The organism is Streptomyces sp. NPDC058008 (assembly GCF_042886395.1).
Classification (GTDB): Bacteria; Actinomycetota; Actinomycetes; order Streptomycetales; family Streptomycetaceae; genus Streptomyces.
In genome coordinates this window covers 53,800-80,492 of sequence record NZ_JBHVQX010000035.1, presented here as the reverse complement: position 1 = coordinate 80,492, position 26,693 = coordinate 53,800, and the positions used below count along the sequence as shown (strand labels likewise).

23 protein-coding genes and 1 pseudogene are annotated in these 26,693 nt (G+C 72.2%); 16 read left to right on the top strand and 8 right to left on the bottom strand.

The genetic code is table 11. The features are described from left to right. The 3 genes and pseudogenes from ACFVS9_RS28855 to ACFVS9_RS28845 all read left to right on the top strand — a co-directional run. A pseudogene (locus ACFVS9_RS28855) lies at nt 1–664 on the top strand (serine/threonine protein kinase); the annotation flags it as partial. Nucleotides 665–744: 80 nt separating this feature from the next. Further along, entirely contained in the window at nt 745–1,437 is a 693-nt protein-coding gene (locus tag ACFVS9_RS28850; protein ID WP_389937038.1) for a TetR/AcrR family transcriptional regulator, read from the top strand. A gap of 90 nt (nt 1,438–1,527) precedes the next feature. Then, entirely contained in the window at nt 1,528–2,697 is a 1,170-nt protein-coding gene (locus tag ACFVS9_RS28845) for an FAD-dependent oxidoreductase (RefSeq protein WP_389937035.1), read from the top strand. Nucleotides 2,698–2,982: 285 nt separating this feature from the next. On the opposite strand, the gene ACFVS9_RS28840 is transcribed toward ACFVS9_RS28845, so the two are convergent. Beyond that, a complete protein-coding gene (locus tag ACFVS9_RS28840) occupies nt 2,983–4,647 on the bottom strand; it encodes an IclR family transcriptional regulator C-terminal domain-containing protein (protein ID WP_389937032.1) in 1,665 nt (554 codons plus the stop codon). A gap of 176 nt (nt 4,648–4,823) precedes the next feature. Between ACFVS9_RS28840 and ACFVS9_RS28835 the strand changes: the two genes are divergently transcribed. The 4 genes from ACFVS9_RS28835 to ACFVS9_RS28820 all read left to right on the top strand — a co-directional run bounded on the left by ACFVS9_RS28835 (nt 4,824) and on the right by ACFVS9_RS28820 (nt 9,675). Further along, nucleotides 4,824–5,594, top strand: a complete 771-nt coding sequence (locus tag ACFVS9_RS28835) for a CoA transferase subunit A (RefSeq protein WP_383118453.1) — start codon at nt 4,824–4,826, stop codon at nt 5,592–5,594. Then, nucleotides 5,594–6,241, top strand: a complete 648-nt coding sequence (locus ACFVS9_RS28830) for a CoA transferase subunit B (RefSeq protein ID WP_389937027.1) — start codon at nt 5,594–5,596, stop codon at nt 6,239–6,241. Before ACFVS9_RS28835 ends, ACFVS9_RS28830 begins: the two co-directional genes overlap by 1 nt. Beyond that, nucleotides 6,238–7,452 carry a thiolase family protein gene (locus tag ACFVS9_RS28825; RefSeq protein WP_389937024.1) on the top strand — a complete coding sequence of 405 codons (1,215 nt, stop codon included), beginning with the start codon at nt 6,238–6,240 and terminating at the stop codon, nt 7,450–7,452. Before ACFVS9_RS28830 ends, ACFVS9_RS28825 begins: the two co-directional genes overlap by 4 nt. Before the next feature lie 360 nt (nt 7,453–7,812). Beyond that, complete coding sequence (locus ACFVS9_RS28820; protein WP_383118450.1) at nt 7,813–9,675, top strand: SpoIIE family protein phosphatase; 1,863 nt, start codon at nt 7,813–7,815, stop codon at nt 9,673–9,675. 816 nt (nt 9,676–10,491) lie between these two features. Here ACFVS9_RS28820 and ACFVS9_RS28815 read toward each other — a convergent pair. Together ACFVS9_RS28815 and ACFVS9_RS28810 are read right to left on the bottom strand one after the other, a co-directional pair. After that, nucleotides 10,492–10,623 carry a hypothetical protein gene (locus ACFVS9_RS28815; protein WP_383118449.1) on the bottom strand — a complete coding sequence of 44 codons (132 nt, stop codon included), beginning with the start codon at nt 10,621–10,623 and terminating at the stop codon, nt 10,492–10,494. Between the two features lie 370 nt (nt 10,624–10,993). Then, entirely contained in the window at nt 10,994–12,460 is a 1,467-nt protein-coding gene (locus ACFVS9_RS28810; RefSeq protein WP_389937021.1) for an arabinose isomerase, read from the bottom strand. 201 nt (nt 12,461–12,661) lie between these two features. Here ACFVS9_RS28810 and ACFVS9_RS28805 point away from each other — a divergent pair, with 201 nt between their 5' ends. Further along, nucleotides 12,662–13,423 carry a DeoR/GlpR family DNA-binding transcription regulator gene (locus tag ACFVS9_RS28805; protein ID WP_383118447.1) on the top strand — a complete coding sequence of 254 codons (762 nt, stop codon included), beginning with the start codon at nt 12,662–12,664 and terminating at the stop codon, nt 13,421–13,423. 400 nt (nt 13,424–13,823) lie between these two features. Here the strand turns inward: ACFVS9_RS28805 and ACFVS9_RS28800 are convergent, their stop codons facing one another. From ACFVS9_RS28800 to rpmB, 3 genes are all read right to left on the bottom strand, one after another. After that, nucleotides 13,824–17,213 (bottom strand): CARDB domain-containing protein, encoded by a 3,390-nt coding sequence (locus ACFVS9_RS28800; protein ID WP_389937018.1) that lies wholly within the window; start codon nt 17,211–17,213, stop codon nt 13,824–13,826. 1,147 nt (nt 17,214–18,360) lie between these two features. Continuing rightward, on the bottom strand, nt 18,361–18,666 hold the full coding sequence (gene rpsN / locus ACFVS9_RS28795) for a 30S ribosomal protein S14 (RefSeq protein ID WP_383119026.1): 306 nt from the start codon (nt 18,664–18,666) through the stop codon (nt 18,361–18,363). Further along, on the bottom strand, nt 18,666–18,902 hold the full coding sequence (rpmB, locus tag ACFVS9_RS28790; RefSeq protein ID WP_383119025.1) for a 50S ribosomal protein L28: 237 nt from the start codon (nt 18,900–18,902) through the stop codon (nt 18,666–18,668). The genes rpsN and rpmB overlap by 1 nt, the downstream gene beginning before the upstream one ends. Nucleotides 18,903–18,974: 72 nt before the next feature. Between rpmB and rpmG the strand changes: the two genes are divergently transcribed. From rpmG to ACFVS9_RS28765, 5 genes are all read left to right on the top strand, one after another. After that, nucleotides 18,975–19,139, top strand: coding sequence for a 50S ribosomal protein L33 (rpmG, locus tag ACFVS9_RS28785; protein ID WP_203183923.1), 165 nt, complete (start codon nt 18,975–18,977; stop codon nt 19,137–19,139). A 43-nt stretch (nt 19,140–19,182) separates the two neighbouring features. Beyond that, nucleotides 19,183–19,437, top strand: a complete 255-nt coding sequence (locus tag ACFVS9_RS28780; protein WP_383119024.1) for a type B 50S ribosomal protein L31 — start codon at nt 19,183–19,185, stop codon at nt 19,435–19,437. Beyond that, nucleotides 19,437–20,591 (top strand): CobW family GTP-binding protein, encoded by a 1,155-nt coding sequence (locus ACFVS9_RS28775; protein WP_389937012.1) that lies wholly within the window; start codon nt 19,437–19,439, stop codon nt 20,589–20,591. The genes ACFVS9_RS28780 and ACFVS9_RS28775 overlap by 1 nt, the downstream gene beginning before the upstream one ends. Nucleotides 20,592–20,639: 48 nt before the next feature. Next, nucleotides 20,640–20,882: a 30S ribosomal protein S18 gene (gene rpsR, locus ACFVS9_RS28770; RefSeq protein ID WP_383119022.1), complete on the top strand. Its 243-nt coding sequence runs from the start codon at nt 20,640–20,642 to the stop codon at nt 20,880–20,882. Between the two features lie 164 nt (nt 20,883–21,046). After that, nucleotides 21,047–21,754: a DUF2470 domain-containing protein gene (locus ACFVS9_RS28765; RefSeq protein ID WP_389937009.1), complete on the top strand. Its 708-nt coding sequence runs from the start codon at nt 21,047–21,049 to the stop codon at nt 21,752–21,754. A 57-nt stretch (nt 21,755–21,811) separates the two neighbouring features. On the opposite strand, the gene ACFVS9_RS28760 is transcribed toward ACFVS9_RS28765, so the two are convergent. Next, nucleotides 21,812–21,889, bottom strand: a complete 78-nt coding sequence (locus tag ACFVS9_RS28760; protein ID WP_374104540.1) for a 50S ribosomal protein bL37 — start codon at nt 21,887–21,889, stop codon at nt 21,812–21,814. 404 nt (nt 21,890–22,293) lie between these two features. Here ACFVS9_RS28760 and malX point away from each other — a divergent pair, with 404 nt between their 5' ends. Further along, the gene (gene malX / locus ACFVS9_RS28755; RefSeq protein WP_389937006.1) at nt 22,294–23,922 is read left to right on the top strand and encodes a maltose/glucose-specific PTS transporter subunit IIBC; all 1,629 of its coding nucleotides are present in this window, start codon (nt 22,294–22,296) and stop codon (nt 23,920–23,922) included. Nucleotides 23,923–23,924: 2 nt separating this feature from the next. Beyond that, nucleotides 23,925–25,124, top strand: a complete 1,200-nt coding sequence (locus ACFVS9_RS28750; protein WP_389937003.1) for a MalY/PatB family protein — start codon at nt 23,925–23,927, stop codon at nt 25,122–25,124. A 138-nt stretch (nt 25,125–25,262) separates the two neighbouring features. On the opposite strand, the gene ACFVS9_RS28745 is transcribed toward ACFVS9_RS28750, so the two are convergent. Further along, nucleotides 25,263–25,781: a hypothetical protein gene (locus ACFVS9_RS28745; protein WP_389937000.1), complete on the bottom strand. Its 519-nt coding sequence runs from the start codon at nt 25,779–25,781 to the stop codon at nt 25,263–25,265. A 400-nt stretch (nt 25,782–26,181) separates the two neighbouring features. On the opposite strand from ACFVS9_RS28745, the gene ACFVS9_RS28740 reads away from it, so the two are divergent. Continuing rightward, nucleotides 26,182–26,667 (top strand): ATP-binding protein, encoded by a 486-nt coding sequence (locus ACFVS9_RS28740; RefSeq protein ID WP_389936997.1) that lies wholly within the window; start codon nt 26,182–26,184, stop codon nt 26,665–26,667. Nucleotides 26,668–26,693 lie beyond the last annotated feature (26 nt).

The following is a 26,693-nucleotide window of genomic DNA, read 5'->3' as shown; positions in this document are numbered from 1 at the left end:
GGCGGTGACCGCCCTGCTGCTCTCGGGGGAGCCGCGCGACCGGGAGGCCGGGGCGGAGCCCACCGAGGCCGGGGGGACACCCGCGGGCGGCACGGAGGTGTCCCGCCGGCCCGCGACCGGCGCACCAACCACGGGTCCGCCCGGCCACATCGTGAGCGACGCGAAGGCGCGGGAACGCTGGTCCCTGTCCCAGGACCCCGCACAGGCGGCCCAGGGGATCGGCTCCTGCGCCCTTTCGGACCTGGACGCGTCCACGCTGCGGGTGGATCTGCGGTCCTCCGTCTCGCACACCACCGGCTCGGACACCGCATCGGTGGAGATACGTCCCACGGGAGCGGGCGAGGGGAAGCGGCCCGAGCCCTACTACCTGGCCGTGAGTGTCCGGCCGCCGCACGGGATCGATCCCGCCACGGGCCGTCCCGTCCGGGCCGCCGGCCAGGGTGCGGGCTTCACCGCCGGCCCCGTCGACCTCTTCTCGAAGTGGTCCTCGGGAGGCACCCTCACCTTCCGCTACCCGGACGACTTCCGGGCCCACCTCGGTGACCGGACGGTCGATGCCGTTCCGGTGGGCGAGGACCGGGGCGACTGGACCGTGGTGCTCTACCACGTCGAGGGCGGCCCCGAGAGGATCACGCCCGTCGTGTGCAACGGCTTCCACGCCTGAAAGCCCGGCCGAGGGCGGTGGAGCCCCGTCCGGGATGCGACGAACTTGTTCGTGACGAACATGTTCGTTACTGTCGGGACGTGACCCCGCGAACCCCAGCCCCCCGCAGCCGGCGCGAACGCCCGGCCAAGCCGGCCCTCACCCACGACACCATCGTCGCCGCCGCCGTCCGGCTCATGGCAGCCGAAGGGTTGGAGCGCGTCACCATGCGCAGGCTGGCACAGGAGCTCGACACCGGTCCCGCGTCCCTGTACGTCTACGTCGCCGGAACGGCCGAGCTGCACGCGGCGATCCTCGAACGGCTGCTCGGCGACGTCGACCTGGGACCGGCGGCCGGCGCAGGCGACTGGCGCGACCGGCTGGCGCAGGTGCTCCTGTCGTACACGCGTGTCCTGCTCGACCACCCCGGTCTCGCCCACTCCGCCCTGGTCGCCCGTCCCTCCGGGCCGCACTACCTGGCGCTCGTCGAGACGGTCCTCACACTCCTGCACGAGGGCGGCGTACCCGACGGGCAGGCCGCGTGGGGCGTGGACGTGCTCCTCCAGGTGGCCACCGCCACCGCGGCCGAGCAGTCCGGCCGCGCGGGCGCCCCCGGCGCCGAGGAGGACCACAACGCGCTCGTCGAGGTGTTGGGGCAGGCGTCCTCCCGTACCCACCCCCGCATCGCCGCGCTCGGCCCGGACCTGTCCTCCGGTACCCCCGAGCAGCGTCTGGCCTGGATCTTCCGGGCCGTCGTCAACGGCACGGCCACCACCCCCCGGAGCACCGGCTGACGCCAGGCCGACCGCTCCTCCCCGAACACCCGCCGGCACCGCGGGACGTCCACGGACCCCTCGGCGCCCGGCAGAAAGCGAAGGCAGCAGATGGACACCACACCCACCGCCGGGACCCCGCACCACCCCGTCACCGTCGTCGGCGCGGGTCTCGGCGGTCTCGTCCTCGCCCGCGTCCTCCACCTGCACGGAATCGGGGCCGCGGTCCTCGACCTGGAGGCGGGGCGTGACGCGCGCACCCAGGGCGGGATGCTGGACATCCACGAGGACACGGGGCAGGCGGCACTGCGCGCCGCCGGGCTGTACGAGGAGTTCCGGGCCCGGGTGCACCCCGGTGGCCAGGCCCTGCGCGTCCTCGACCGGCAGGCACGTGTCGCGCTGGAGGAGCAGGACGACGGGACCGGCGACCGCCCCGAGATCGACCGGGGCGACCTGCGCGACATCCTGCTCGACGGGCTGCCGCAGGGCACCGTCCGCTGGGGTGCCAAGGTCGCGGGCGCGGAGCCGCTCGGGGACGGACGGCACGCCGTGACGCTCGCCGACGGCAGCGTGTTCACCACCGGCCTGCTGATCGGCGCGGACGGCGCCTGGTCGCGGATCCGGCCGCTGCTCTCCCCTGACCGGCCCGCCTACACCGGCATCTCCTTCGTCGAGCTCGACCTCCTGGACGCCGACGCCCGCCATCCCGAGTGCGCGCGCCTGATCGGGGGCGGGATGTTCTTCGCCCTCGGTGACCACAAGGGGTTCCTCGCCCACCGCGAGACGGACGGAAGTCTGCACGTCTACACGGCTCTGCGCGCCGACGAGGACTGGCTGTCGACCATCGACTTCACCGACACGGAGGGCGCCAAGGCCGCGCTGCTGGAGCACTTCGGCACGTGGGCGCCTGATCTGCGCCGGCTGGTCGCCGAGGCCGACGGCCCGCTGGTCCCCCGGCTGATCCACGCGCTGCCCGTCGGACACCGGTGGGAGCGCGTGCCGGGCGTGACCCTGCTCGGCGACGCCGCACACCTGATGTCCCCGTTCGCCGGGGAGGGCGCCAACCTCGCGATGATCGACGGCGCCGACCTGGGGCTGGCACTCGCCGCGCACCCGGGTGACACCGAGGCGGCGCTCGCCGCCTACGAGGCGGTCATGTTCCCGCGCGGTGAGCGGACCGCCCGGGAGTCGGCGCAGGGCCAGGAGACCCTGTTCGACGACCGGGCCCCGCAGCCGCTCGTCGACATGTTCTCCGCCTTCGAGGTGCGGCAGGAGGGATGACCGGTCGTTCCGTGACCGGATTCCCGTGACGGCCGGTGCCGGCCGGCCCGCGAGGTGGCCGAGCGAGTGGACCGCTCCCGTCCCCGGCCGCACCGGCGCGCGTGTCCTCCGCCGCCCTTCACCGGTAGACCGGCGACGGCCCCGTCGCGCAGCGGGCTCCGGGCGGGTGTGCGACGCCCCCGGAGAGGCCGCCGTTCGGAAGAAGGCCCACGGCGCCCCCTCCGGGCCCCGTCCGATGCGGAGGGAAGGGGTCTGCCCGTGCGGCGGAGGGGGCGGGGGGCCGGCTCACATCACCGCGACACGGGTGAAGCGTGAGGCGATGTGGAGTTCGGACTCGATATGCCCTGCGGTGAGGCGGAGTTCGGGCAGCACCCGCTCCAGACACTCCTCGACCGTCCGGCTGCTGCTGTGCATGGCGACGTTGATGGACGCGACCGCGCTTCCGGCCCGGTCGCGTACCGGTACGGCGATGGAGCGCAGGCCCGCTTCGAGTTCCTCGTCGACCAGCGCGTACCCCTCGGCACGCACCCCTGACAGGACGTCTTCGAGGGCGGTACGGCGGGTGAGGGTGTGGGGGGCCAGGGGGCGGAGCTCCGCGTGGTCGAGGAGTGACCCGAGGGCGTCCGCGGGCAGGTCGGCCAGCAGGACCCGGCCCAAGGAGGTCGCGTAGGCCGGAAAGCGGGTGCCGACGGTGATGTTGACGGTCATGACGCGGTGGGTGGCGGCCCGTGCGACGTACTGCACGGAGTCGTCGGCGAGGACGGCGAGGGAGGCGGAATCCTGGATCCGCCCCGCGAGCGCGGCGAGGTGCGGCTCGGCGATCCGCGACAGGGTGGTGCGGGAGAGCGGGGGGTAGCCGAGGGCGAGGACACGGGGCGTCAGCCGGTGGTCGCGGCCGTCGGCCGTGACGTATCCGAGGTGTTCGAGGGTGATCAGGGCGCGGCGCGCGGAGGCGCGGGAGAGCCCGGTCGCGCGGGCGACGGCGCTGAGTGTCAGTGCCGCGCCGCCGTCGCCGAAGGCGGTGAGGACGGTCAGGCCCCGGGCGAGCGACTCGACGAACTCCCGGCCCAACTCCTGCTTCGAGGCGGCGGTCCATGAGGCGAGGGGGCCGGGGGCGGGGGCGGGGCCCGCGGGGGGTGCGTCGCGCAGGCGCCGTTCCATCGCCGAGGCCGCGTCGCGCAGCCGGGGAAGGAGGGCGTCGCGCAGGCCGCGCGCGGTGTACCTGCTGGTGTGGCTGACCACGCTGAGCACGCACGCGATGCCCCCGGCGGTGTCGCGCACGGGTACGGCGAGGGCGAGCAGGCCGGGTTCGATCAACTGGTCGTCCAGCGCCCAGCCGTCGGCCCGCGCCGCGTCCACCCGTGCCCGGAAGAGGCCGTCCGCCGGGGCCGTGCCGGGCGGCAGGGACGGGAAGCCGGTCTCCGCCTCCTCGGAGAGCCGCCGCTCCTCCCATGTCCGCCACTCCTCGGGCCCCCAGCCGGTGGCGACGAGCGTGCCAGGGGCGGTGCGTTCGGCGGGCAGCAGATCGCCGATGCGGAAGCTGAGGGACATCGGACGGCGCCGGGTGGCCTGGTGCACGAAACGGATGCCGCTCCGGTCGGGCACCGCCAGCGACACGGACTCGTCGAGCTCGTCCGCGAGCGCGTCCGCCTCGCGGCCGAGGAGGCCGGGGACGCGTATCGAGGACAGGTAGGCGTTGCCCAGCTCCATCAGGCGCGGCGCGAGGGTGACGGTCCTGCCGTCGAGACGGACGTATCCCGTGCGGGCGAGCGTGAGGGTGACCCGGTCGACGGTCGAGCGGGCGAGCCCCGTGGCGCGTTCGAGATCGCCGAGGCTGAGGGAGCCGTCCGCGTCGGTCAGCCCGCGCAGGACGGCGATGCCCCGCATCAGCGGGGCGACGGCCTCCGCGGGCACCTCGGTGCCGGGCCGGGCGGTCCGGGTCGGTGGCATCTGCTTCTCCGTCGGGTGGGTCGTACCGGAGGGGGACGGTACGGCGGTGGGCGGTGTCCGGATGTGCGTCCCGCCGCGCCCGGGACCGTTGACAGGGCTCCGATCCGGGCGGCAGACTCATGGACATCATAGTGAAGGAAACTTCACCATGCGAACACTAGGGGATGGACGGTTCCATGGACAAGGTGGTCGCGTCCGCGGCGCTCGCCGTCGCCGACGTGCCGGACGGTGCGACGGTGGCGGTGGGAGGCTTCGGTCTCAGCGGTGTGCCGAACGTGCTGATCGACGCTCTGTACGCGAGCGGCGTCACCGGGCTCGGCGTCGTATCCAACAACTGCGGCGCGATGGACTCGGGACTGTCGGTCCTGCTCTCCGCGGGGCGGATCAGCCGGGTGACGGGCTCCTACATCGGCGCCAACAAGGAGTTCGCCCGCCAGTACCTCGGGGGTGAGCTGGAGCTCGAACTGATCCCGCAGGGCACCCTGGCCGAGCGGCTCCGGGCCGGCGGGGCGGGGATACCCGCCTTCTACACCCCCGCCGGGGTGGGGACGCAGGTCGCCGACGGCGGGCTCCCCTGGCGTTACGACGGCGAGGGCGGGGTGGCCGTGGCCTCCCCCGCCAAGGAGGTCCGTGACTTCGACGGCACCGGGTACGTCCTGGAGCGGAGCATCCGCACCGACTTCGCCCTCGTCAGGGCGGCGAAGGGCGACCGGCACGGCAATCTGGTCTTCAACAGGTCCGCGCGCAACTTCAATCCGCTCGCCGCCATGGCCGGCCGCGTCACCGTCGCGGAGGTCGAGGAGCTCGTCGAGCCGGGCGCGATCGACCCGGACCAGGTGCACCTGCCGGGGATCTTCGTGCAGCGGGTGATCGCACTGACCCCGGAGCAGGCCGTGGACAAGAAGGTCGAGAAGCGGACGGTCACGGAGCGGGAGGCGCACCACTGATGGCCTGGAACAGGAACGAGATGGCCGCGAGAGCGGCGGCCGAGCTGCGTGACGGCGAATACGTCAACCTGGGGATCGGACTGCCGACGCTGATCCCGAACCACCTGCCCGAGGGCGTGCACGTCGTCCTGGAGTCCGAGAACGGCATCCTGGGCACGGGCGCCTTCCCGTACGACGAGGACGTGGACCCCGATCTGATCAACGCGGGCAAGGAGACGGTGACCGTCCGGCCGGGCGCCTCCTTCTTCGACTCCGCGCTCTCCTTCGGCATGATCCGCGGGGGCCACATCGACACGGCCGTGCTCGGGGCGATGGAGGTGTCGGCCCGGGGCGACCTCGCCAACTGGGCGGTCCCGGGGAAGCTGGTGACCGGCATCGGCGGCGCCATGGACCTCGTGCACGGGGCCCGCCGTGTCATCGTGACCATGACGCACAACGCCAAAGACGGCAGTCCGAAGATCGTCGAGGAGTGCGCCCTGCCGCTGACCGGCGCGGCGTGCGTCCACCGCGTCATCACGGATCTGGCCGTGCTCGACGTGACGGACGGCGGTCTGGTCCTGGTGGAGACCGCCCCCGGGGTGACCGTCGCCGACGTCATGGAGAGGACCGCCGCGCCGGTCCGTACGGCCGAGAGGACCGCATCGTGAGCTTCCGTCCCCGCGACGTGTACGTCGTCGACGCCGTCCGCACCCCGATCGGCAGGTACAACGGGGCGCTCGCGCAGGTGCGGCCCGACGACCTGGCCGCCCACGCCATCCGCGCGCTGCTCGACCGCACCCCTGAGCTCGACCCCGCGCGCATCGGTGACGTGGTGCTCGGCAACGCCAACGGGGCGGGCGAGGAGAACCGCAACGTGGGCAGGATGGCCGCGCTCCTCGCCGGCCTCCCGGTCTCCGTTCCCGGTGTGACGGTGAACCGGCTGTGCGCCTCGGGGCTCGAGGCCGTCGTGCACGCGGCCCGCGCCGTGGCCCTCGGGGACCACTCGCTCGTGGTCGCGGGCGGGGTCGAGTCGATGACCCGCGCCCCGTACGTCCTGCCCAAGAGCGACCGGGCCTTCCCGGCGGGGCACACCGAGATGTACTCGACCACGCTGGGCTGGCGCATGGTCAACCCGCGGATGGATCCGCAGTGGACGGTGCCGCTCGGTGAGAGCGCCGAACTGATCGCGGACAGGCACTCCATCAGCCGTGAACAGCAGGACGAGTACGCTCTCGCCTCGCACCGGAAGGCGTCGGCCGCCCGGGCGGCGGGGCTGTTCGACGACGAGATCGTGCCCCTGACGATCCCGCGCCGCAAGGGCGGCCCGCTCGTGGTGGACCGGGACGAGTGCGTCAGGGACGACGCGTCGCTGGAGGCCATGGCCAAGCTGAGCCCGTCCTTCCGCACGGACGGCGGCACCGTCACCGCGGGCAACTCCTCGCCGCTCAACGACGGTGCGGCGGCTCTGCTGCTGGCCGACGAGGAGGGCCTGCGGGCCACCGGCCGCGAGCCGCTGGCCCGGATCACGGCCTCCGCCGTGTCCGCGAACGAGCCGCACTACTTCGGGCTCGCCCCGGTGGAGGCGGTGAACCGGGCACTGGACAGGGCGGGCAGGACCTTCGCCGACCTCGCCGCCCTCGAACTCAACGAGGCCTTCGCCGCGCAGGTGCTGGGCTGTGTGGCGGAGTGGCCCGGCCTCGATACGTCCGTACTCAATCCGCGCGGCGGCGCGATCGCGATCGGCCACCCCCTCGGCGCCTCGGGGGCCCGCCTCGCGGGATCCATCGCCCACCAGCTCAAGGCGGCCGGGTCCGGGACCGGCGTCGCGACGCTGTGCATCGGCGTGGGCCAGGGCTCCGCGCTGGTGCTGGAGAGGTAGCCGGGCGGAGGGACCGTTCCGTCCGGGCGTGCGGCTCCCGCGCCCGGCCCGGACGTCTCCCCCGCCACGAGCCCGTGTTCCCGGCCCGTGGAACCCGGCGGGCAGCGCCCTCTCCCGAGCGGCGGAACGGGCGTCCCGGATGAATGATGAACAGATGATGTGCCGCTACGGGTGTGCTCCGGCCTCCTCGTCGCCGGAGGGAGCGGGCCCCGGCTCCGACGCGCGGTGTGGTGGGTGTGGGCGCCCGGCCTCCCCTTCCGCCCCCGGGTCGGCGGTACGGGCGCGGACCGTGCGGCAGCAGTCCCGGAACGGTGTGCCGACGGACCCGGGCCAGGACGTACGGCCGGCGGGGGCGGGCCGATGAGGTCCAAGGACGGCCTGCTGGAGATCGGCTTCATGCGCACGGTGTTCGACAGCCTGGGCGCGGGGGTGTTCGTCACCGACACCACCGGCCGGCTCACCGCCTGCAATCCGCGCGCCGCGCAGCTCCTCGGCCGTACGCAGGAACGGATGCTCGGCCACGACATGCACGACCTGCTGCACCGCCGGCGGGACGGCGGCGCGGTCCCGCGCAGCGAGTGCAACCTGCTGACCGTGCTCGCCGACGGACGGCCGACGGAGGGGACCGAGGAACTCTTCCTGCGCGGCGACAACAGCCTCGTGCCGGTGATCTGGGCGGCCACTCCGCTCCGGCACGAGGGGCACACGGAAGGCGCGGTGGTCGTCTTCCACGACTTCAGCCTCCACCGTGACGCCGCCGAGCAGACCGCCGCCTATCTGGCCGCCCTGGAGGGTCTCACCGCCCGGCTCACCATGGTGGCGGAGGTCTCGACGGTCCTCATCTCGGCCACGGGCACGCCGGAGATGCTGGACAGCCTGGCCGGGCTGCTCGTGCCCGACATGGGCGACTGGGCGGCGATCGACCTGCGGACCAAGGAGCACACGGGGGAGATGGCCCGCGTCGTCGTCCGCGCCTCGGACGACCCGCAGGCGGCGGACGCACTCCGGGGCCCCCTGCCGTCCCTGCCCGAATCCACCCGGTCGGCAGCCGTACAGGCGCTGCGCAGCGCCGAGCCCGTCGTCCTCGACGCGGACTCCCTCGCCGACGAACCGGACAGCCCGCTCGCGAGCGCCCACCGGCGGCTGTTCGACCGGCTGGGAGGAACCTGCGCCGTCGTGGTGCCCCTGCACACCCGTCGGAAGGTCTTCGGCGCGCTGACCGTGGCCCGCACCGCCCCGGAGTCCTCCTACACGGAGGCCGAGGTCTTCGTGCTCTCCGACATCGGGCGCCGCGCCGGCCTGGTCATGGAGGCCGCCGAGCTGTTCGAGCAGCAGCGCCACGTCGCCGAGACCATGCAGCGCCAGCTCCTCACCCCGCTGCCCCAGGTCGACCACCTCAGGACGGCGGCCCGTTACCGGCCGGCCGAGAGCGCGGCGGAGATCGGCGGGGACTGGTACGACTCCTTCCTGCTCGGCGACGGCGTCCTGACGCTGGTGATCGGGGACGTCGTCGGGCACGACCTGAAGGCCGCCGCGCACATGGCCGAGGTCCGCAACATGCTTCGCGCCCTGGCCTGGGACAGGACCGAGCCCCCCAGCCTGATCATGCGCCGTCTGGACGAGGCCATGACGCACACGAGCGACGCGCCCATGGCCACGTGCGTCTTCGCCCGCATCGAGGGGCCGGAGGGCGGGCCCTGGCAACTCCAGTGGGTCAACGCCGGCCATCCGCCGCCCCTCCTGGTCACCGCCGACGGGGAGACCCGCTTCCTCGAAGCGGGTCACGGGCCCCTCCTCGGACTCAACTCGGCCCTGCACCTGGGGCTGGGATGGCCGGACGCCCGTGAGGACCTTCCGCCCTGTTCGACCCTCCTGCTGTACACCGACGGGCTCGTCGAGAGCCGGACCCGCGACATCGAGGCCGGGCTCGCCACGCTGCGCGCGCACGCCTCGGCTCTGGCGGACCGCGACATCGAGGACTTCCTCGACGAGCTGCTGGAGCGCATCGACCCCAGCGGCGACGATGTCGCCCTGCTGGTCCTGCGCACCCCGCCGACCGGTTCCGGCGCATCCGCCGCCGACGTGGCCGCGCCGCAGCACTCCCACAACCCTGCGGCCCCCGGTCGCGGAGCGCCGGGCTCGCGCGTCGAGGACTCGCCCGTCAGGGACACCTCGGATCCGGCGCCCGAGGAACACAAGGACCCTTTGGGACAGTGGAGTTGAGTGCATCACCGTCCGCCGCCCCGGGCAACGCGCACCTCCCGCGCGGGCTCCCGGTCCACACCTTCGGTCCACACCTTCGCAACGACCGGGGCGCCGGACGACGGGGCCCACGGACGGGAAACGTGACCCGGCTCCGGCACGGGGGCGTGACCCGGCTCCGGCACGGGAGCCGAACGGGGAGCCTGACCCGGCTCCGGCACCGGAGCCGCACGGGGAGCCTGAACCGGTTCCGGCACGGCACCGCAGTATCCGGACGACACGCGTTCCGGTGCCGGGGCCGCACGGAGCATGATCCAGTGCCGGCATGAGGAGCCGCACGGAGAGTCCGACCTGCATCCGGCACGGGGGCCGCAGCTGCCGGACGGCATGCCTCCTGGTGCCGGAGCCGGACGAAGCCCGCCCCGGAACCCCACCGATCCCGACCCAAATCCGGCACGGAAGCCGCACAGAGCCTGACCCCGTTCCGGCACGGGCCCCGCACCTGCCGGAAGGCATGCATCCAAGTGCCGGAGCCGCACGAAGCCCGCCCCGGAGCCCCATCGATCCCGACCCAATTTCGGCACGGGAGCCGCACGCGCAGCCTGACCCGGTTCCGGCACAGGGTCCGTAGCTGCCGGACGGCATGCGTCCCGGTGCCGGAGCCGCACGAAGCCCGACCCGGAACCCCACCGCGCCCGACCCAAATCCGGCACGGAAGCCGCACAGAGCCTGACCCCGTTCCGGCACGGGCCCCGCACCTGCCGGACGGCGTGCGTCCCGGTGTTCGGGGCGCCCCTCCGGCACGCCTGCGGGTGGCCCCGGCGGGGCGGGGCGGCGCTACCGGCCCCCGCGCCCCTGTTCCTGGAGGCGGCGGCCCTCTTCCAGCAGTCGCTGGTTCTGGAGGACCTTGCCGTCCGCTTCCCTCATCCGTCCGCGCAGGAGCTTGAACGTGGAAGCCATCTTGCCCATGGGGATCACCTCGTGTTCCGGGGCGGGCCAGGGGAGGAAACCGCGTCCCACGTCCTGGACCCTGCGGTGTGCGCGGCCGGGGGACGGAGCCGACGGGCCGGAGGATCCCGCTCCGCCGGGACCGGACCAGCCCGCCGCGGCTCCGGGAAGCCGGGCTGTCCCCCACAATTTTTCCGGCCTTTCGAAACCGGACGCAAGTGCGCCGGTGCCCGGGCGCCCCGAGGGCCTCCATCCACCGGCAGGCCCGACGCCGGCGCCCCTCGGGGCTGCCGCCCATGAGCGGCACCCCGCCCGCCCAGGACGTACGGACCGTCGCCGGGGAGGACCGGACCCGCCCGCACCACGCACCACGGATGGGAACGCGGTGGACTCAGAGGTCCCCCGGCCCGTCGACCACGTGGAAGGGGACGCCGAGGAGATGGGCCGCCGCTTTGAAGTCCTTGGCCCGGTGGCCGGTACAGACCGTCCAGTGGTGGCCGATTCCGGTCGAGGACCAGGCGTCCGTCCACTCCCCCGGGTCGAACCCGAAGTCCACACGTGAGGTGGTGTTGCCGATCTCCAGCAGGGGTCCCGGGACGACCTCGCCCTCGGAGACGATGAAGCTGAACGTGCCGTCCGCCTCCTGGCCGATACCGAACGTGGTGACGGGGCCGTGCTTCACGTCGAATTCCACGCTGACGCCCCAGCCCCGCTTGCCGTGGTAGACACCGAGCCCACGCAGGAGCGGGTCCTTGGAGGAGATGGCGAGGTGGGCCGGGCCGTCGTGCCCCATCTCCACCACGCCGTCACGGAAGTTGAGCGCCTGGAGCTCGGTGAACGACCCGCCCGCGCCGAGGGTGTCGGCGACCAGCATGGCGAGGCTGGTGCGCAGCTCGTACTCGCCCGCGACCGGAATGCCTCGGGCGGTCAGCAGGGAGGCGCCGAGGATCATGCCCGCGCCGAGCCGCTCGTGGATCTCGCCGTCGAGGCCGCGGTGGTAGTAGGCGAGGCTGTCGAGGGCGAAGTCCTCCACCAGGCGGTCCAGCCCCACGGACACCCTCGCCGCCCAGTCGAGGTCCTCCTCCTTCACGGAGCCGTCGAGGGTGAACACCCTTCGGGCCAGGGCGACTCGCCCGGCCGCCTCGTCGTCGGTCACGGCGGCGACCCTGACCCGTAGGTCGTCGAATTCCAGCACCTCCACATGCCCGCCGAACTGGCTGGACACCAGGGTCATGTCGGTGGAGACGTCGAGCATTCCGGGGTAGAGGTGTCCCATCAGGCCATGGCGTCCGTGCCGCATCGCGCCACGCACACCCGCGGCCGAGATCCACCGGCCGATCCGGGTCCACGCGTTCGCGTCGTGCAGATGCCCCGAGACCGAGCGGAAAGCGATGCCGCTGCGCCGGAAGACGTTGGCGACCTCGGGCAGCGGACACTGTCCGCAGTAGGCGAGCCACGTGCCCGTGTCGGTGTCCGGGTGGTCCATCGCCTCGGTCGGCTGGAGATCGATGACCAGGACGGGCGTGTGGGTGCGCTGGGCGATCGGCAGCACCATCGAAGCGGTCAGGTAGGTCGTCAGGAACGTGACGATGATGTCGCAGTCGGCCTTGCGCAGTTCCTCCGCGGCTTTGGACGCCTCCTGCGGGTCGGAGATGAAGCCCGCGTCGACGACGTCACAGCCCATCTCCTCGAACCGCCGGGTGACGAAGCGCGCGGAGTCCCGGAGCCGGTCGAGGAGTCCGGGGAACTGCGGCCAGTACGCGCCGAGTCCTCCGGACACCAGTCCGACACGCGTGGGGCGCCGCCGCACCGGGGCCAGGGCACCGTCGGGTGCGGCGCGGGAGACGTCGTCAGTCATCAAGCATCCCTTCGTGGATGTTCTGTCGCCGCGAGATTAAACATCGAAGGCACAGCCGGACAAGAGGTTGAAACGTATCAATCACGCGAGCAGGGGGCGGTTCTCGGACACCTCACGGCGCCGGAAGGCGATAATGACCGCGATCAGACAAGCCCGGAAGTGCCTGCGGGCGGCGATGTTCACTGTGGTAGAAAAAAGACCATGTCAGAGGAGAACCCTGCCGAAGGGGACCACCGGAGGGCGTCGATCATCACGGCACTCCGGGAGGGGGTGCGCCGTGTCGACGATCTGGCCCGCGCCTGCGGCGTCAGCACGATGACGATCCGGCGCGACCTGAACGTGCTGGAACAGCGCAACGAGATCCGCCGGGTCCGTGGCGGAGCCGTGCCCGTCGACGCCTGGACGTTCGGCCACCGACTCGGACGCTCGACGGCGGCGAAGGACGTCATAGCGGCCAAGCTCCTCGGCCTGGTACCGGAGAAGGGCGGCATCGGCTTCGACGGTTCGACGACCGTGCACAGCCTCGCGCGGTGCCTCAAGGACCGGCCGGTCCACGATCTGACGGCGGTGACGACCGGCTTCGAGACCTTCCACGAGCTGTCCAGGACACCCGGCTGCCGGGCGTACGCCACCGGAGGCACGGCGGATCTCCACACCGGCAGCCTGGTGGGGCCGTTGGCGGAGGTGACGCTCCAGCAGTTCGCGCTGGACACCTGTTTCCTGTCCGCGACCTACCTGGACGACTCGATCGGTTCGACCGAGTTCACTGCCGACGAGGCGGCGGTGAAGCGCGCCCTGACATCCGTCTCGCAGCGGACCGTGCTCGCCGTGGATGCCTCGAAGCTGGACCGCCGCGCGGTGGCCAAGTGCCTGCCGCTGGACGAGATCGACATCCTGGTGACGGATCTGAATCCGGCGGACGAACGGCTCGAACCGTATCGCGGACTGGTCGAGCTCATGTGAGGCCCGGCGGCCCGGTGTGCCGGACCGCGCCGCCGGGCGCATGCCGAGGCGTCAGCCCGCAGGGCCGGGTGAGGGACCGGGACATCAGCGCGCGAAGCCGAGTGCCACCCGACGCGTCAGCGCGCGGCGCCGGGTGCGGCCCGACGCGTCAGCGCGCGAAGCCGAGTGCCACCCGACGTGTCAGCGCGCGAAGCCGAGTGCCACCCGACGCTTCAGCGCGCGGCGCCGGGTGCGGCCTGACGCGTCCGCTCGCCGGTCCGACGTGTCAGCCCGCAAGGCCGAGTACGGCCCGAGGCGTCAGCAGCAGGGCCAGCACCTCAGGCCCCCGGCCGGCTCGCCTCGGTGGCGTGCCGACCGGGGGCCGGGGTCGTGTTCCGGCCTTCCGGGGACCGGATCGTGACTACTTCCGGCTGGAGGCCGTGCCTGCCCCGCCGTTGATGACGAACTGCGATCCGGGCTCGACCACGACGTCGCCGTCGGCCGAACCGGTGATGGTCACATCGGTCAGCGTCGCACTGCCCCGTGCGCCTCCATGGGCCAGGATCCCGGCTCCGTTGACGGAGTTGTCGATGCGGACATTCGAGATCCGCGCCCCTGGGACGGAGCCGCCGCCCGACTTGAACTGGATCCCGTCGTAGGTCGAGTCATGGATGTCGGTGTCGCGGATCGTGACCCCCGGAATGTCCTGCCCGGCCGCGAACAGCGTGATCGCCCCGAACTCCTGGGCCTCGCCCCAGAACGCCCCGCCCGTGCGGTGCAGGGCGTTGTTGGCGATCAGCGTCTGTCCCGAGAAGGGCAGCGGGTCGTGGTCCGTCGCCAGCATGATGCCCGGGTAGTTCATCGTGTCCGAGATGATGTTGTTCTCGATCGTGTTGCCGTACCCCCCGTAGACCGCGATGCCGTTGGCCCTCCAGGGCAACTGGATGGTGTTGTTGCGGAAGTGGTTGTCGTGGCCGATGTCCACCGAGGGGTTCTTCACGTACTTGCTCGACCACACGGCCAGCGAGTCGTCGCCGGTGTATCTGAAGGACGAGTTGAACACGGTCGAGTCGCGTGTGCCGTTGGCGAAGTTGATGCCGTCCGCGTAGGTGTCACGGATCCGCATTCCGGTGAACTCGACGCCGTCGGCGGGTCCCCAGAGTTCCGGGATGTTGTCGTAGTCGCGGCCGACCCAGACACCCACGTTCGCGTGCTCCAGCCACACGTTGGTGATCTTCGTGTTCTTGCCGAACCGGCCGTTGAGTCCCACTCCGCCCTCGGCGTTGCCGTCGCCGCCGCGGATGGTGCCGGAGCCGAAGATCGCCAGGTCCGAGATCTTCGTGTTGTCGTCGATGTCGAAGCCGAAGTTCCCCTCGTGCGGGTGGTTGATGCCGCCCGCGTCCTGGGGTGCGGTGAGGGTGTAGAGCTGGGAGTGCCACATGCCGGCGCCGCGGATCGTGACGTCCCGGATGCCGACCTGGTTGAACTGGCCCCGGTTCAGCGGGTCGTCGGTCAGGATCTTCTGTTCCTGCCGCCACTGCCCCGGCGGGATCCACACACAGCCGATGTCACCGTCCTGATTGGCCGTCACCGCTCGCTGGATGGCGTCCGTGTCGTCGATCCCGTCGTTCGGGACGGCCCCGTAGGCGGTGATCGAGGTGCATCCGGACGGCTGGCTCGCCGGTGCCGCGACCTGTTCCAGGTCGACGAGGTCGATGATGTAGAAGGACGCGGAGTCGCCCGCGTCCCGCTGGAGACGGAACTTGGTGCCCGCGGGGTAGGTCTGGCCGAGCAGGGCGTTGGACTCGTCGAAGAGCCTGCGCGCGTCACCCTGGGGCCGGTTGGTCAGGCCTTCCGGACTGTCCGTGTCGCCGTAGAGCCAGCTGTGCTTGGAGGAGAACGTCAGCTTCCGGGCGAAGGTGTTGTCGACGTACAGGCTGATGGTGGCCTCCGTCCCACCGCCACCGGGGGCGTCGGGGATGGAGTTGCGGACCACGATCGAGTTGGTCGGCACGGTCGACGTGATCTCGACGTACTCGCCCGTGGAGTTCAGCCGCACGGACTGACGCCCGGACGACTCGGTGGCGAAGTTGGTGTGGCCGAAGGTCCGCTTCCGGTCCGACGTGAGCAACGTGCCCTTGTAGACGCCCTGTTCGGCTTCGTACTCGGTGTAGGGAACCGCCGCTCCACGGCCGACCACGATGGCGCGGGAGAAGACGTTGTTGTTCTCGTCGGTCTCCTCGACGAGGCCGGTCGCGTCCGCGGTGGCGGTCAGGTTGGCGCCACCGCTCCTGGCGGTCCAGCTCCCGCTGATGGGCACGGTGACGGTGCCTCCGGCGGGAACGGCCCCGGTCGTACCGTTCAGCGTGGTGTCCTCCACCTGGAGGCGGGTGACCGTGGGGGAACTCACCGCCGTCGTGCCGCGGTTGTGGACCGACACCGTGAAGGTGACGGCCGCGCCCACGGCGGGGTTCGACGGGTTCGAGGTGATGCCGAGCACCTCCAGGTCGGGGCCGGGGCTCTGGGCTACCACGAGCTTCGACGCGGCGGTGCGGCTGTTGTTGCTGTTGTCCTGCTCCACGATGACGTCGGTCGGGTCGACCACCGCGGAGACGCTGTACGTGCCCGCCGGCCGTCTGCCCACGTCGACGGCCACCGTGGTGGAGGCGCCGACGGCGAGTGCTCCCACCGGTGCGCTGCCGGCGACCACACCTTCCAGGCTCACGTCGACGGCCGACGCGGCGGCGGCCGCCGTACCGGTGTTGCGCACGGTGGCGTGCACGGTGACGGTGTCCTTCTCGGAAGGCGAGGAGGGCGACCACGTCAGTTCGGAGACGATCAGGTCAGGGTGGGGCGCGGCGGTTCCGACGACCTGGAACTCGGCGACCTGGGCGCCGGGGGCGCCGGTGTTGGAGAAGAACTTGAGCTGTACGTCCGCGTACCGGCCGCTGACCGGAACGGTCACCGCGTTCCCGTTCACCGAGGGACTGAAGACGAGGTCGGCGCGGTCCTTCAGGGACACGAAGCCGGTGGCGTCCTGGGCCCGGCCGAGCACCTGGACGCTCTGGGTGCGGGCCGCCCACGCCTGATCGGGGGAGAGCTTGACGACGACGGCCTCGATGTCGGCGTCGGCACCGAGCTTCACCGTCAGCGTCGAGGGGTGGCCGTTCGACTCCCAGTAGGTGCCGAGCCGGTCGTCGTTGGCGTTGGCCGCCACATAGGTCTGCGCGTACGACGATGCCTCGACCGGCTTGTTCAGCGCGAGGTTGGACCCGGTCGCGGGCGGCGGCCCGGAGTCGTTCGCGCCGTAGACCTCCACCGAGGAGAGCTGCGCGGCGTTCCAGCCGGTGTTCGCCGTGACCTGCACACGGATGTACCGCGCCTGCCTCGCGGTGAAGCCGAGGGTGACGGTGTTGCCCGCCGACGGGCTGAACACCCGCGCGGCGGAGTCCGACAGGGCGCTGAACGCGCTGCCGTCCGTGCTGCTCCGGACACCCAGCGTCTGGGTCCTCGCCTCCCACGTGGAGGGCAGCTTCAGCACCACCTGGTCGACGTCGAACCGGCCGCCCAGATCGATCTGGACCCACTGGGGCAAGGCGCCGGAGCTCTCCCAGTACGTCTGCTGGCTGCCGTCGGTGACGTTCGACGCCGGGTAGGCGCCGTGCGATCCGCTGCTCGTCGTCTGCTTACCGAGGGCCAGGTCGGTGCGCGGCTCCGCCGCCGACGCGGTGACCGGCAGGAGCCCGACGGTCATCAGTGCGGCCGTCACCGCACCGACGGCGAACCGCCGTCCGAACTGCTTCCATCTCATGCTGTCCTCTTGTTCCGTGGGGCCGCGGGACCGGGAGGACACGGCGACGCGTCACCGACCGCGCGACGCTCACGGCGACGGACGGTGGGCGACGGGCGGGTGCGGGCTGCCGGTACACCGATGGGGGGACGATCAGGGGCGCCGACAGGAGAGAGAGCAGGCCACCTGCCGGGAACTCGCGCTCATTGCTTGGGTTTTTGAGTGATCTGGTCAATATTTTGCGGTGCTGAGGTGACAGGTTTCTAGCAGCCCGCATTTTTGTCAACGGTTCTCACACGGGCACCACCGGGAGCGGAGAACGCACGGACGGCCTCCCGTCCGGGCCCGGCCGGGGTGGCGTCCCGGCTCGGCCGCATCGAGCGAGTCGGTGCCGGTCGACATCCGGACGAACGACGCGCCCCTGAGCGCGCGATGGACCGCCACCCGGGCTCGGCGAGGACGGGCACGGAGTGCGGCCGGGCACGACCGCACCACCCGTTTCACGAGCGTTCCGCTGGTACCGCCGGGCCGTGATGGACCGCCACGCTCCACCGGTACCGCCGGGCGCGTGGCGGACCGCCACGTTCCGCGCGGCTCCCGGGCCCCAGATCTACTGCGTCATCTGCGCCGGGCCGCAGCGGGCGGGACACGGACGGGGCGGTTCCCCGCACGTGAGTCTCGATCTCGACGTCGTACGCCCTCAGGGCTGCGCGGCCCATGCCGAGGAGGAGGAGGAGGAGGAGTTCGCCGGGCACGGGATGCTCCCCGGCTGTCCCGACGAGGAGTTCGCCGGACACCGGATACTCCCCGGCTGTCCCGAGGAGGAGCTCGCCGGACACCGGCCGCTCCCCGCCCGTCCCGTCGACGTCACCGCCGAGGCGCGGCGGGCCCGCGCGTGGCTGATGGGGGCCGAGCACCGCAGCGGCGCGGATGCCGGGCCCGGCGCCTCGGCGTACCGGCGGTGGCCTCGGGCTCATCACGCAGCCCGGAGCGGGAACGGCCGCGCGCCGGCCAAGCCGCCGCCCGCAGGGCCTCGCCCCTCCGCCCACTCCTCGGACGCGGCCGGCGCGGGGCCCCGGGCCGCCGATGACGCCCGGGGCCCCGCCGCCGCATCACCTCCGCGAACCCGTCCGGGCGACGCGGCCCGCCTCGGCCCGGAAAGCGGCCTTCACCAGGACGACTTGGTCACCCCGGGAAGGAATCCGGCGTGCGCCTGCTCCCGCATCCGGACCCGGGACAGTCCGAACTTCCGCAGATGCCCACGGGGCCGCCCGTCCACGCTGTCCCGGTTACGGACCCGGGTGGCGCTCGCGTCGCGCGGCTGGCGCCGCAGCTCCTCGGCGGCCGCCCGCCGGTCCCGCTCCGGCACTCCCGGGCGGCGGATGATCTCCTTCAGCTCGGCACGCCGGGCGGCGTACCGCTCGACGGTCGCCCTGCGCCGCTCGTTCCGGGCGATCTTGCTCTTCTTCGCCATCAGACCTTCCCCCCTCGCGCCCTGATGCGGGCCACGGCGGCCTCGACGCCGATGACGTCGACCGTCTTGATGGCCCTCGCGCTCAGCGTCAGTCGCACATACCTGCCCTCACCGGGTACCCAGTAGCGCTTGCGCTGGATGTTCGGGTCGAACCGGCGCGAGGTGCGCCGGTGCGAGTGGGAGATCGCGTTGCCGAAGCCCGGCCGGGCGCCGGTCAGTTGGCAGTGGGCGGACATGGAGGTACCTGCCTCTCGTTGACGTGGCGGCCCCCGTATTGAAAATGGAAACCATTGCCATATAGTAGCGCCATGGCTCGCAACGAACTACGCCCGATCATCAAGCTCCGCTCCACGGCCGGAACGGGCTACACCTACGTCACCCGCAAGAACCGGCGGAACAACCCCGACCGCCTGGTGCTGCGCAAGTTCGACCCGTTGGTACGCCGCCATGTCGACTTCCGCGAAGAGCGCTGAACCCGCGCCGATTCCGCACCACCCCGAACCGGAGGAACTCACCATGAAGCCAGGCATCCACCCCGCGTACGCCCCCGTCGTGTTCCGCGACAAGGCGGCCGACTACGCCTTCCTCACGCGCTCCACCCTGACGAGCGAGCGCACCGTCGAGTGGGAGGACGGCCACACCTATCCGGTGGTGGACGTGGAGATCTCCTCGGCGAGCCACCCCTTCTACACCGGCACCGCCCGCGTCATGGACACCGCGGGACGCGTGGAGCGGTTCGAACGCCGTTACGGCCGACGCGAGGAACGGTGATGGAGGAGAGCCGGAAGCTCCCCGTGGCCCTGGTCGGCGGACTCCACTCCGACGCCCGCCGCGAGGTGGTGGAGGGACTGCTCGCCCGGGTGCCCGGCAGCGTCGCGCTGCACCACGACCTGACCACCGCGACCGGGGGCACCGTCCACCGTACGGTCCGCGACGCCTCCGGTGAACTCTCGCGCGGCGAGGCGCCCCTCGTGAACGACTGCGCCTGCTGCGCCTTGCGGGAGGACCTGGTCCCGGAGCTGGAGCGGCTCGCGGCCGGGGGCCTCACCACCCTCGCCGTCGTCGAACTGTGGGACTCGGTCGAGCCCAGGGCGATGGCGGAGGTCATCGCCGCGCACGGCACGGGATGGGCCGAGGTGACCGGTGTGATCACGGCGGTGGACCCGGCTCTCGTCCTGCCCTGCCTGGCCGACGGCGACGACCTGGCGGAGGCGGGGCTCGCTGCGGCGCCGGGCGATCAGCGTACGGTCGGTGACACCTGGGCCCGCCAGCTGGAGTACGCGTCCGTCATCGCCCTCGTGGACAGCGCCGACGCGGACGCCCAGGACCGGGCGCTGATAGGGCAGTTGCACCCGACGGCGCCCCAGGCCCCGGCCGGCTCAGGGGCCCTGGCGCAGCTCGCGCTCGCGGGTTTCGACGTGGAGGCGGCCGGAGCGGCGCAGCACCCCTCGTGCGCGCTCCTCCCCCAGGAGGCGGAGGAGGCGGGCGTCAGCACCCTGGTGTGGCGCGAGCACCGCCCGTTCCACCCCGGGCGCCTCTTCGAAGCGCTGGAGGACCTGAGTTGCGCCGCCGCCCGCAGCCGTGGCCGCTTCTGGCTCGCCGACCGGCCCGACACACTGCTGTCCTGGGACGCGGCGGGCGGCGCGCTCTGCGTCGAGAGCGCCGGCCCCTGGCTCGCCTCCCTGCCCGACGCCGCCTGGGACCTCGTTCCCCCGTTCCGCCGCGCCGCCGCCGCGCTGGACTGGCACCCCGTGCACGGTGACCGCTGCCAGCACCTGGTGTTCGTCTCCCCCGGTCTCGACCGCGACGGCCTCACCGCGCTGCTGGAGTCCTGCCTGCTCACCGACGCCGAATACGCGGCGGGCCCCGAGGGGTGGAAGAGGCTGCCCACGGCGTTCGGCCCCCTCCTCGACCCGGCCCACTGACCGCCGGCCCGCCACCCGCCCGTTCACCCGCCCTGTGAAGGAAGACCGATGCCACGCCGCCCGGACAGCCGGACCCCCCTCAAGCCCCGCCCGAACCCGCTCGACGCCGCCGGAATCTCGTACGTCGACTACAAGGACACGGACCTGTTGCGCACGTTCGTCTCGGACCGCGGGAAGATCCGCAGCCGCAGGGTCACCCGCATCACGGCGCGGCAGCAGCGCCAGGTCGCCGCAGCCGTGAAGAACGCGCGCGAGATGGCCCTGCTCCCGTACGCGAGTTCCGCCAAGTGACCCTCTGCGGCGGCGTACCCGCCCCCGGCGCGGGGGCCGGTACGCCGCTTCGAACACCCGTCGGGAGGGGTGCCGCACTACCCGAACCGTCCATCATGGGTTAGGTTAGGCATACCTAAGTAGCTGTAATGAGGTCTCCCCGCCCGCTCCTCTGGAGAACTTGGATGCGTCCTTTCAACTCCCGCGTCACACAGCCCACCCCCGCCGAACGCGTGCTGGCGATCCTGACCGCGGCCCATTCGATGACGGTGGTGAGCGACGGGCTCGACCCCATCGAGGTGCACCGCCTCGACGGCACGGCCGCGATGGGCCACATCCACCTGCACGAACCGTCCGAGTCGGGCCCCGCCCTGCCGGGGGCCCGCATCCCCGTCCGGCTGGAGTTCACCGACATCGCGCCGACCCCCGTACGGGACCGGACCCGCGCCCGGGTCACGGTGACCGGCCTGCTCTCGGCCCCCTACAGCACGGAAGCGGCGGAGAGCACCTGCATGGAGTTCGGCCAGGCGGTCTTCGAGGACCACAGGGGCCGCGTCTTCGTCACCCTGGACACGTTGCAGGAGACGACCCCCGATCCGATCGCCACCAGCGAGGCGGGGATGCTGACCCACCTCGTGGACGACCACGGCGAACTCGTCCCGCTGCTCCTGCGCCTCGTGCAGCCGCAGCCGGAGAAGGGCGTCACGCGCGTCCTCCCGCTGGCGATGGACCGTTACGGCGTGACCCTGCGCCTGGAGTACCCCCGCACCCACCGCGATGTGCGCCTGCCGTTCGCGAAGCCCGTGGCCCGCCTCGACCAGGCCGGACCCCAGATCCACGCCCTGCTGGCCGCCGCCCGCCGGGCCTCCCACCGCAACCAGCTGCTCACCTGAACCGGAAAAGCGTCCGGGGGACGGCACATGCCGTCCCCCGGACGCTCCGACGCCCCCTCAGGACTGGGGGCGGCTGCCGTGGTTCGCGCCGTTCTTGCGGCGGGCCCTCTTCTTACGACGTCGCTTCGAGGACATCGAGCCTCCTCATTCGGTAGCTTCCGCACACTATCCACCGGATTGTCAGCTCCGGCGATCACAGAGCCCCTTACCCAACGGCGCGATCCCAAACACCCGCCGGGGAGGCGATCGGGTGGCGTACGTCACGGCGGGCGACCGTCCCCTCACTCCGCGCATCACCCCTCCGTCACCGGCCGGCCGACTGCTCCGGCCTCCATGGACAGCCGCCGACCTGCTGTGATGTGATCCCTGCGGCGGAACGGCCCCGCAGGGCGCTGCTCACCGGGCGATCCCCAGGTGTGGTGCGCGAAGGCGGCCCGGACCCCGTCGTCATGTCTTGCGCCGCTCGATCGCCCGTGGATCCCCGCGTCGCCACGGCGAGCGCCGGGGTCCGTCCCCCCAGGCTCGAAAGTTCCGTACACATGCAGAAGACCAAAGCCGCACTCTGGGAATTCCTCCAGGGGCTCGGCAAGACGTTCATGCTCCCGGTGGCCCTGCTCGCGTTCTGCGGCATCATGCTGGGCATCGGCTCGTCGCTCTCCAGCGAGGCCGTCACCGACAACCTGCCCTTCCTGAAGGCCGAGGTCTTCCACCTCGTCTTCACCTGGATGGCCAACACGGGGCTGGTCGCCTTCACCTTCCTGCCCGTCCTCTTCGCGATGGCGATTCCGCTCGGCCTGGCCCGTGAGGACAAGGGGGTGGCCGCGTTCTCCGGATTCGTCGGATTCGCCGCCATGAACCTGGCGGTGAACTTCTACCTCACCGCCAGGGGGGTCGACTTCGAGGACGAGGAAGCGGTCAGGCACTACGGCATAGCCGAGGTGCTGGGTGTCCGGTCGATCGATACGGGACTCCTCGGAGCCGTGGCCGTTGGCATCGTTGTCAGCCTCCTCCACCAGCGCTTCCGTACCCAGCGGATGCCCGACGCCCTGGCCTTCTTCGGCGGGCTGCGCTTCGTCCCGATCGTCTCCGCCCTCGCCCTGAGCGTGCTCGGCCTGCTCATCCCCCTGGTGTGGCCGGCCTTCAACGGCTGGATCACCGCCGTGGGCCGGGGCATCGGGCACACCGGTGTCTTCGGACCGTTCTTCTTCGGCATGGGAGAGGTGCTGCTGCGGCCGATCGGCCTGCACCACATCCTCGTCGCCATGTTCCGGTTCACCGATGTCGGCGGGTCGGGGGCGGTCTGCGGGGACAACGTCTCCGGAGCCCTGAACATGTTCTACGCGCACCTTGAGTGCGCGGGCGCCCCGAACGCGGCCGTGACCGACGCGACCCACTTCCTCTCCCAGGGCAAGATGGCCGCGTACCTGGGCGGCCTCCCCGGCGCGGCACTCGCGATGTACCACTGCGCGAACAGGAGGATGCGCCCGGAGATCAAGGCCCTGCTCGTGTCCGGTGTGGTCGCCTGTGTGGTCGGCGGCATCACGGAACCGCTGGAGTTCCTGTTCCTGTTCGTCGCCCCGTGGCTGTACGCCATCCACGCGGTCCTGGTGGGGCTGGGCTTCCTGACCGCCGCGGTGCTCGGCGTCTTCATCGGGAACACCGACGGGAACGTCATCGACTGGCTGGTCTTCGGCGTGCTCCAGGGTTCCACGACCAAGTGGTACCTGGTGCCGGTGATCGCGGCCGTGTGGTTCGCCGTGTACTACTTCCTGTTCCGCTGGGCCATCAACCGCTTCGACCTGAAGACCCCCGGCCGCGACGAGGAGCCGGACGCCGGAGACGGCGAGGACCACGCGAAGGAGGGGTCCGGTGAGGACACTGCTCCGGACGGGGCGACGGAGCCCGCGCGTGAACTGGTCGCCGGGAAGTACGACGCCGTCGCGATCCTCGACGCGATCGGCGGCGCGGGCAACATCCGGTCCCTGGACAACTGCATCACCCGGCTGCGCATGACGGTCGAGGACGCCGAGCGGGTGGACGGGGCGCGGCTGAAGAAGCTCGGCGCCGTGGGCGTGATCAAGCTCGACGGGCACACCGTGCAGGTCGTCATCGGGCCGCAGGTCCAGTCGGTGAAGGACGCCATCGCCGCCATGATCCCGGTGGGCTGACCATGACCTCCCCCTCCCCCGGCCGTTGTGGCCCGCCTGACGGGAACGCCCCGGTCCCGTACGACTTCGACACGCCGGTGGACCGGCGTGGCACCTGGTGCACGCAGTGGGACTACGTCGAGGACCGCTTCGGCGTGCCGGATCTGCTGCCGTTCACCATCTCCGACATGGACTTCGAGACCGCGCCGGAGGTCATCGAGGCGCTCCGCGGGCGGCTGGACCACGGTGTGCTGGGCTACTCGCGGTGGCGGCAGGACGACTTCCTCTCCGCGATCGTCCACTGGTACGCGACGCGGCACGCCACGGCCGTGGACCCGCGGACGGTCGTCTACGCGCCGTCCGTCATCTACCAGTTGTCGCAGCTGCTCCGGCTGTGGTCGGAACCCGGGGACGGCGTGGTCGCCCACACGCCGATGTACGACGCGTTCCCCGGAACCGTGGCGGCGCACGGGCGGAGGCTCCGGGCGTGCCCGCTCGACGACTGGGCGGAGCTGGAACGGCTCCTGGCGCTGCCCGACACGGCCGTGCTGCTGCTGTGCTCCCCGCACAACCCGACGGGCAGGGTCTGGTCGGCGGACGAGCTGGACCGGATGGCGCGGCTGTGCGCGGAGCACGGCGTGGCCGTCATCAGTGACGAGATCCACTCCGATCTGGCCTTCGCGCCGCACGTGCACCGCCCCTGGGCGAAGCACGGCGGTGAGGGCCGGTGGGCGGTGATCACCTCGGCGTCCAAGTCGTTCAACATCCCCGCCCTGACCGGTAGTTACGGGATCATCGGCGATCCCGCGTCGCGCGACGCCTACCTGCGGCAGCTCAAGGAGGCGGACGGGCTCTCCTCCCCCGCCGTGCTGTCACTGGTCGGGCACATCGCCGCGTACCGGCGGGGGGCGCCCTGGCTCGACGCCCTGCGTGCCTACCTCTCGGGCAACCTCGCGGCGGTCGCGGACCACCTCCGCGCGGAGTTCCCGCAGCTCGGCTGGGAGCCGCCGCAGGCGGGGTACCTCGCCTGGATCGATCTGCGGCCGCTCGGTGTCGACGACGCGGCGCTGCAACGTGAGCTCGTCGAGGTGGAGCGGGTCGCCATCATGCCGGGAGCGGCCTACGGGTCGCCGGGCCGGGTCCGGCTCAACGTCGGGTGTCCCCGGTCCAAGGCGGAGCAGGGGGTGCGGGCACTGGTGCGCGCACTGCACCGGCTCGCCTGAGCGGGGCTCACGCCGTCGCACGCGCCCGGGGCGGACGGCCCGCCCCGGGCCCGTGCGGGATCTCCGGGACCGGGGCAGCGCGGTCGGGCGGGAAGAGCGGCTCCGGCATCCGTTCTCCCGCCGCGGGCGTTGGCCTCGTCAGTGTCCGGCCGCGGCCTTCACCAGCGCGACCGCGACACCGATGACCGCGTCCACAAGACCGGCGAGGACCGCGAGGAGGACGCCGCCTCCCATGCGCAGACCTCCCGCGCAGCCCCAGGCGAAGAGCGAGGCGATGCCCACTCCGGCCGCTGTCATCAGGGCGGCCGACAGGGACAGGACGTCCAGGGCCGCGAGGGCGATCATGACGGCCGGGCCCGCCGCGCAGGACAGCAGGGGGCTGCTGACGTAGAGCATGCGGCGCAGGTCGTGGCCGGTGGCGAGGTGGCGGTGCACCGTGCGGTGTGCCTGCTGGTCGGCGACGAGCGCCGCCAGCCAGAGCCCCAGAGCGGTCGTCAGGACCGTGGCCAGGGCGCCGACCGTGCCGGCGTCGCTCAGCGAGAGCCCGACCACCACGGCGATCATCGTGATCGTCGCGTAGATGCGCTCCTTGAGCCGGTCCGCCAGGGTGCCCGCGGTCTCCTCGGCCGACGGTCGCGTACGCCGGTCGTGCGCCATCCGGTCTCCCTCACCCTCAAGGGGCCGCCGACGTCACGCGCCCCTGGTCCGGCGCCGCGGCGGGCCGCCGTACGGCGGCGTGGTCACGGGCCTCAGCATGCCCTGCCGGCGGCCGGAATCCCGGAACCGTGAGCGGGGGTGTCGGTGGGCGTGGGGCACCCGCCCGTCCGGGGACGGCCGTGGACGCCGACCGCGAGCGCGGGACGGGGAGCGGAACCGGGGCGGGCGCGCCGGCCCGGCCTCCGCCCGGACCTCGGGACCGTCCGGCCCCGGGCCGCGGAACGGTGGCAGGACCCGCCCCTTTTTTTCGGTTTCCCATGCCTGAAAGGTGTGAGGCCGGGTAGGCGGGTGGCATATGAGCCTCGCGTGTGGCGTGGCTGATGTGACGGGGGACGGGGCCATGGGACTTCTGGTGACAACACGCGGGACCGGACAGGGCGGGCCGGAGGCCCGTGTCGTGGCGAGCGGCGCCGCGTACGACATGGACTCGGGACAGATCTCCCGTGCCCGGGACTTCGTCCGCGCGTTCCTGTCCGATGCGCGGTCCCTGCACGGTCTGGACGTGCCCGCGCGGGCCATGGACCTCGCGCAGTTGGTGGTGAGCGAGCTGGCCACCAACGTCTGCAAGTACGCCCCGGGGCCCTGCCTGCTGGACCTGGAGGTGGACGGCGGCATGCTCGGCATCACGATGTGGGACTCGGGGTCCGTCCTGCCCGCCGCTCACGGGGCCGACCCGGCCCGTGCGGGGCAGCACGGGCTGGAGATCGTGCTCGCCGTGTGCCAGAGCTTCGAGGTGCGCCGCGAGCCGGTCGGCAAGCGCGTGCGCGTACAGATCTCGCTCCTCGAAGGACCGCACGGCGAACCGGCCGGCTTCTCGCCCTGGTGACGTGCGCGGCGCCGCCGCTCCACGGC

Excerpts from the sequence above, each read along its gene's own strand:
- ACFVS9_RS28805 (WP_383118447.1), top strand. The coding sequence starts at position 12,662 with ATGTCAGAGGAGAACCCTGCCGAAGGGGACCACCGGAGGGCGTCGATC.
- ACFVS9_RS28840 (WP_389937032.1), bottom strand. The coding sequence starts at position 4,647 with ATGCCACCGACCCGGACCGCCCGGCCCGGCACCGAGGTGCCCGCGGAG.
- ACFVS9_RS28810 (WP_389937021.1), bottom strand. The coding sequence starts at position 12,460 with ATGACTGACGACGTCTCCCGCGCCGCACCCGACGGTGCCCTGGCCCCG.
- ACFVS9_RS28800 (WP_389937018.1), bottom strand. The coding sequence starts at position 17,213 with ATGAGATGGAAGCAGTTCGGACGGCGGTTCGCCGTCGGTGCGGTGACG.
- rpmB (WP_383119025.1), bottom strand. The coding sequence starts at position 18,902 with ATGTCCGCCCACTGCCAACTGACCGGCGCCCGGCCGGGCTTCGGCAAC.
- ACFVS9_RS28760 (WP_374104540.1), bottom strand. The coding sequence starts at position 21,889 with ATGTCCTCGAAGCGACGTCGTAAGAAGAGGGCCCGCCGCAAGAACGGC.
- ACFVS9_RS28780 (WP_383119024.1), top strand. The coding sequence starts at position 19,183 with ATGAAGCCAGGCATCCACCCCGCGTACGCCCCCGTCGTGTTCCGCGAC.
- ACFVS9_RS28835 (WP_383118453.1), top strand. The coding sequence starts at position 4,824 with ATGGACAAGGTGGTCGCGTCCGCGGCGCTCGCCGTCGCCGACGTGCCG.
- rpsN (WP_383119026.1), bottom strand. The coding sequence starts at position 18,666 with ATGGCGAAGAAGAGCAAGATCGCCCGGAACGAGCGGCGCAGGGCGACC.
- ACFVS9_RS28820 (WP_383118450.1), top strand. The coding sequence starts at position 7,813 with ATGAGGTCCAAGGACGGCCTGCTGGAGATCGGCTTCATGCGCACGGTG.
- ACFVS9_RS28845 (WP_389937035.1), top strand. The coding sequence starts at position 1,528 with ATGGACACCACACCCACCGCCGGGACCCCGCACCACCCCGTCACCGTC.
- malX (WP_389937006.1), top strand. The coding sequence starts at position 22,294 with ATGCAGAAGACCAAAGCCGCACTCTGGGAATTCCTCCAGGGGCTCGGC.
- ACFVS9_RS28745 (WP_389937000.1), bottom strand. The coding sequence starts at position 25,781 with ATGGCGCACGACCGGCGTACGCGACCGTCGGCCGAGGAGACCGCGGGC.
- ACFVS9_RS28775 (WP_389937012.1), top strand. The coding sequence starts at position 19,437 with ATGGAGGAGAGCCGGAAGCTCCCCGTGGCCCTGGTCGGCGGACTCCAC.
- ACFVS9_RS28815 (WP_383118449.1), bottom strand. The coding sequence starts at position 10,623 with ATGGGCAAGATGGCTTCCACGTTCAAGCTCCTGCGCGGACGGATGAGG.
- rpsR (WP_383119022.1), top strand. The coding sequence starts at position 20,640 with ATGCCACGCCGCCCGGACAGCCGGACCCCCCTCAAGCCCCGCCCGAAC.
- ACFVS9_RS28740 (WP_389936997.1), top strand. The coding sequence starts at position 26,182 with ATGGGACTTCTGGTGACAACACGCGGGACCGGACAGGGCGGGCCGGAG.
- ACFVS9_RS28750 (WP_389937003.1), top strand. The coding sequence starts at position 23,925 with ATGACCTCCCCCTCCCCCGGCCGTTGTGGCCCGCCTGACGGGAACGCC.
- ACFVS9_RS28830 (WP_389937027.1), top strand. The coding sequence starts at position 5,594 with ATGGCCTGGAACAGGAACGAGATGGCCGCGAGAGCGGCGGCCGAGCTG.
- ACFVS9_RS28765 (WP_389937009.1), top strand. The coding sequence starts at position 21,047 with ATGCGTCCTTTCAACTCCCGCGTCACACAGCCCACCCCCGCCGAACGC.
- rpmG (WP_203183923.1), top strand. The coding sequence starts at position 18,975 with ATGGCTCGCAACGAACTACGCCCGATCATCAAGCTCCGCTCCACGGCC.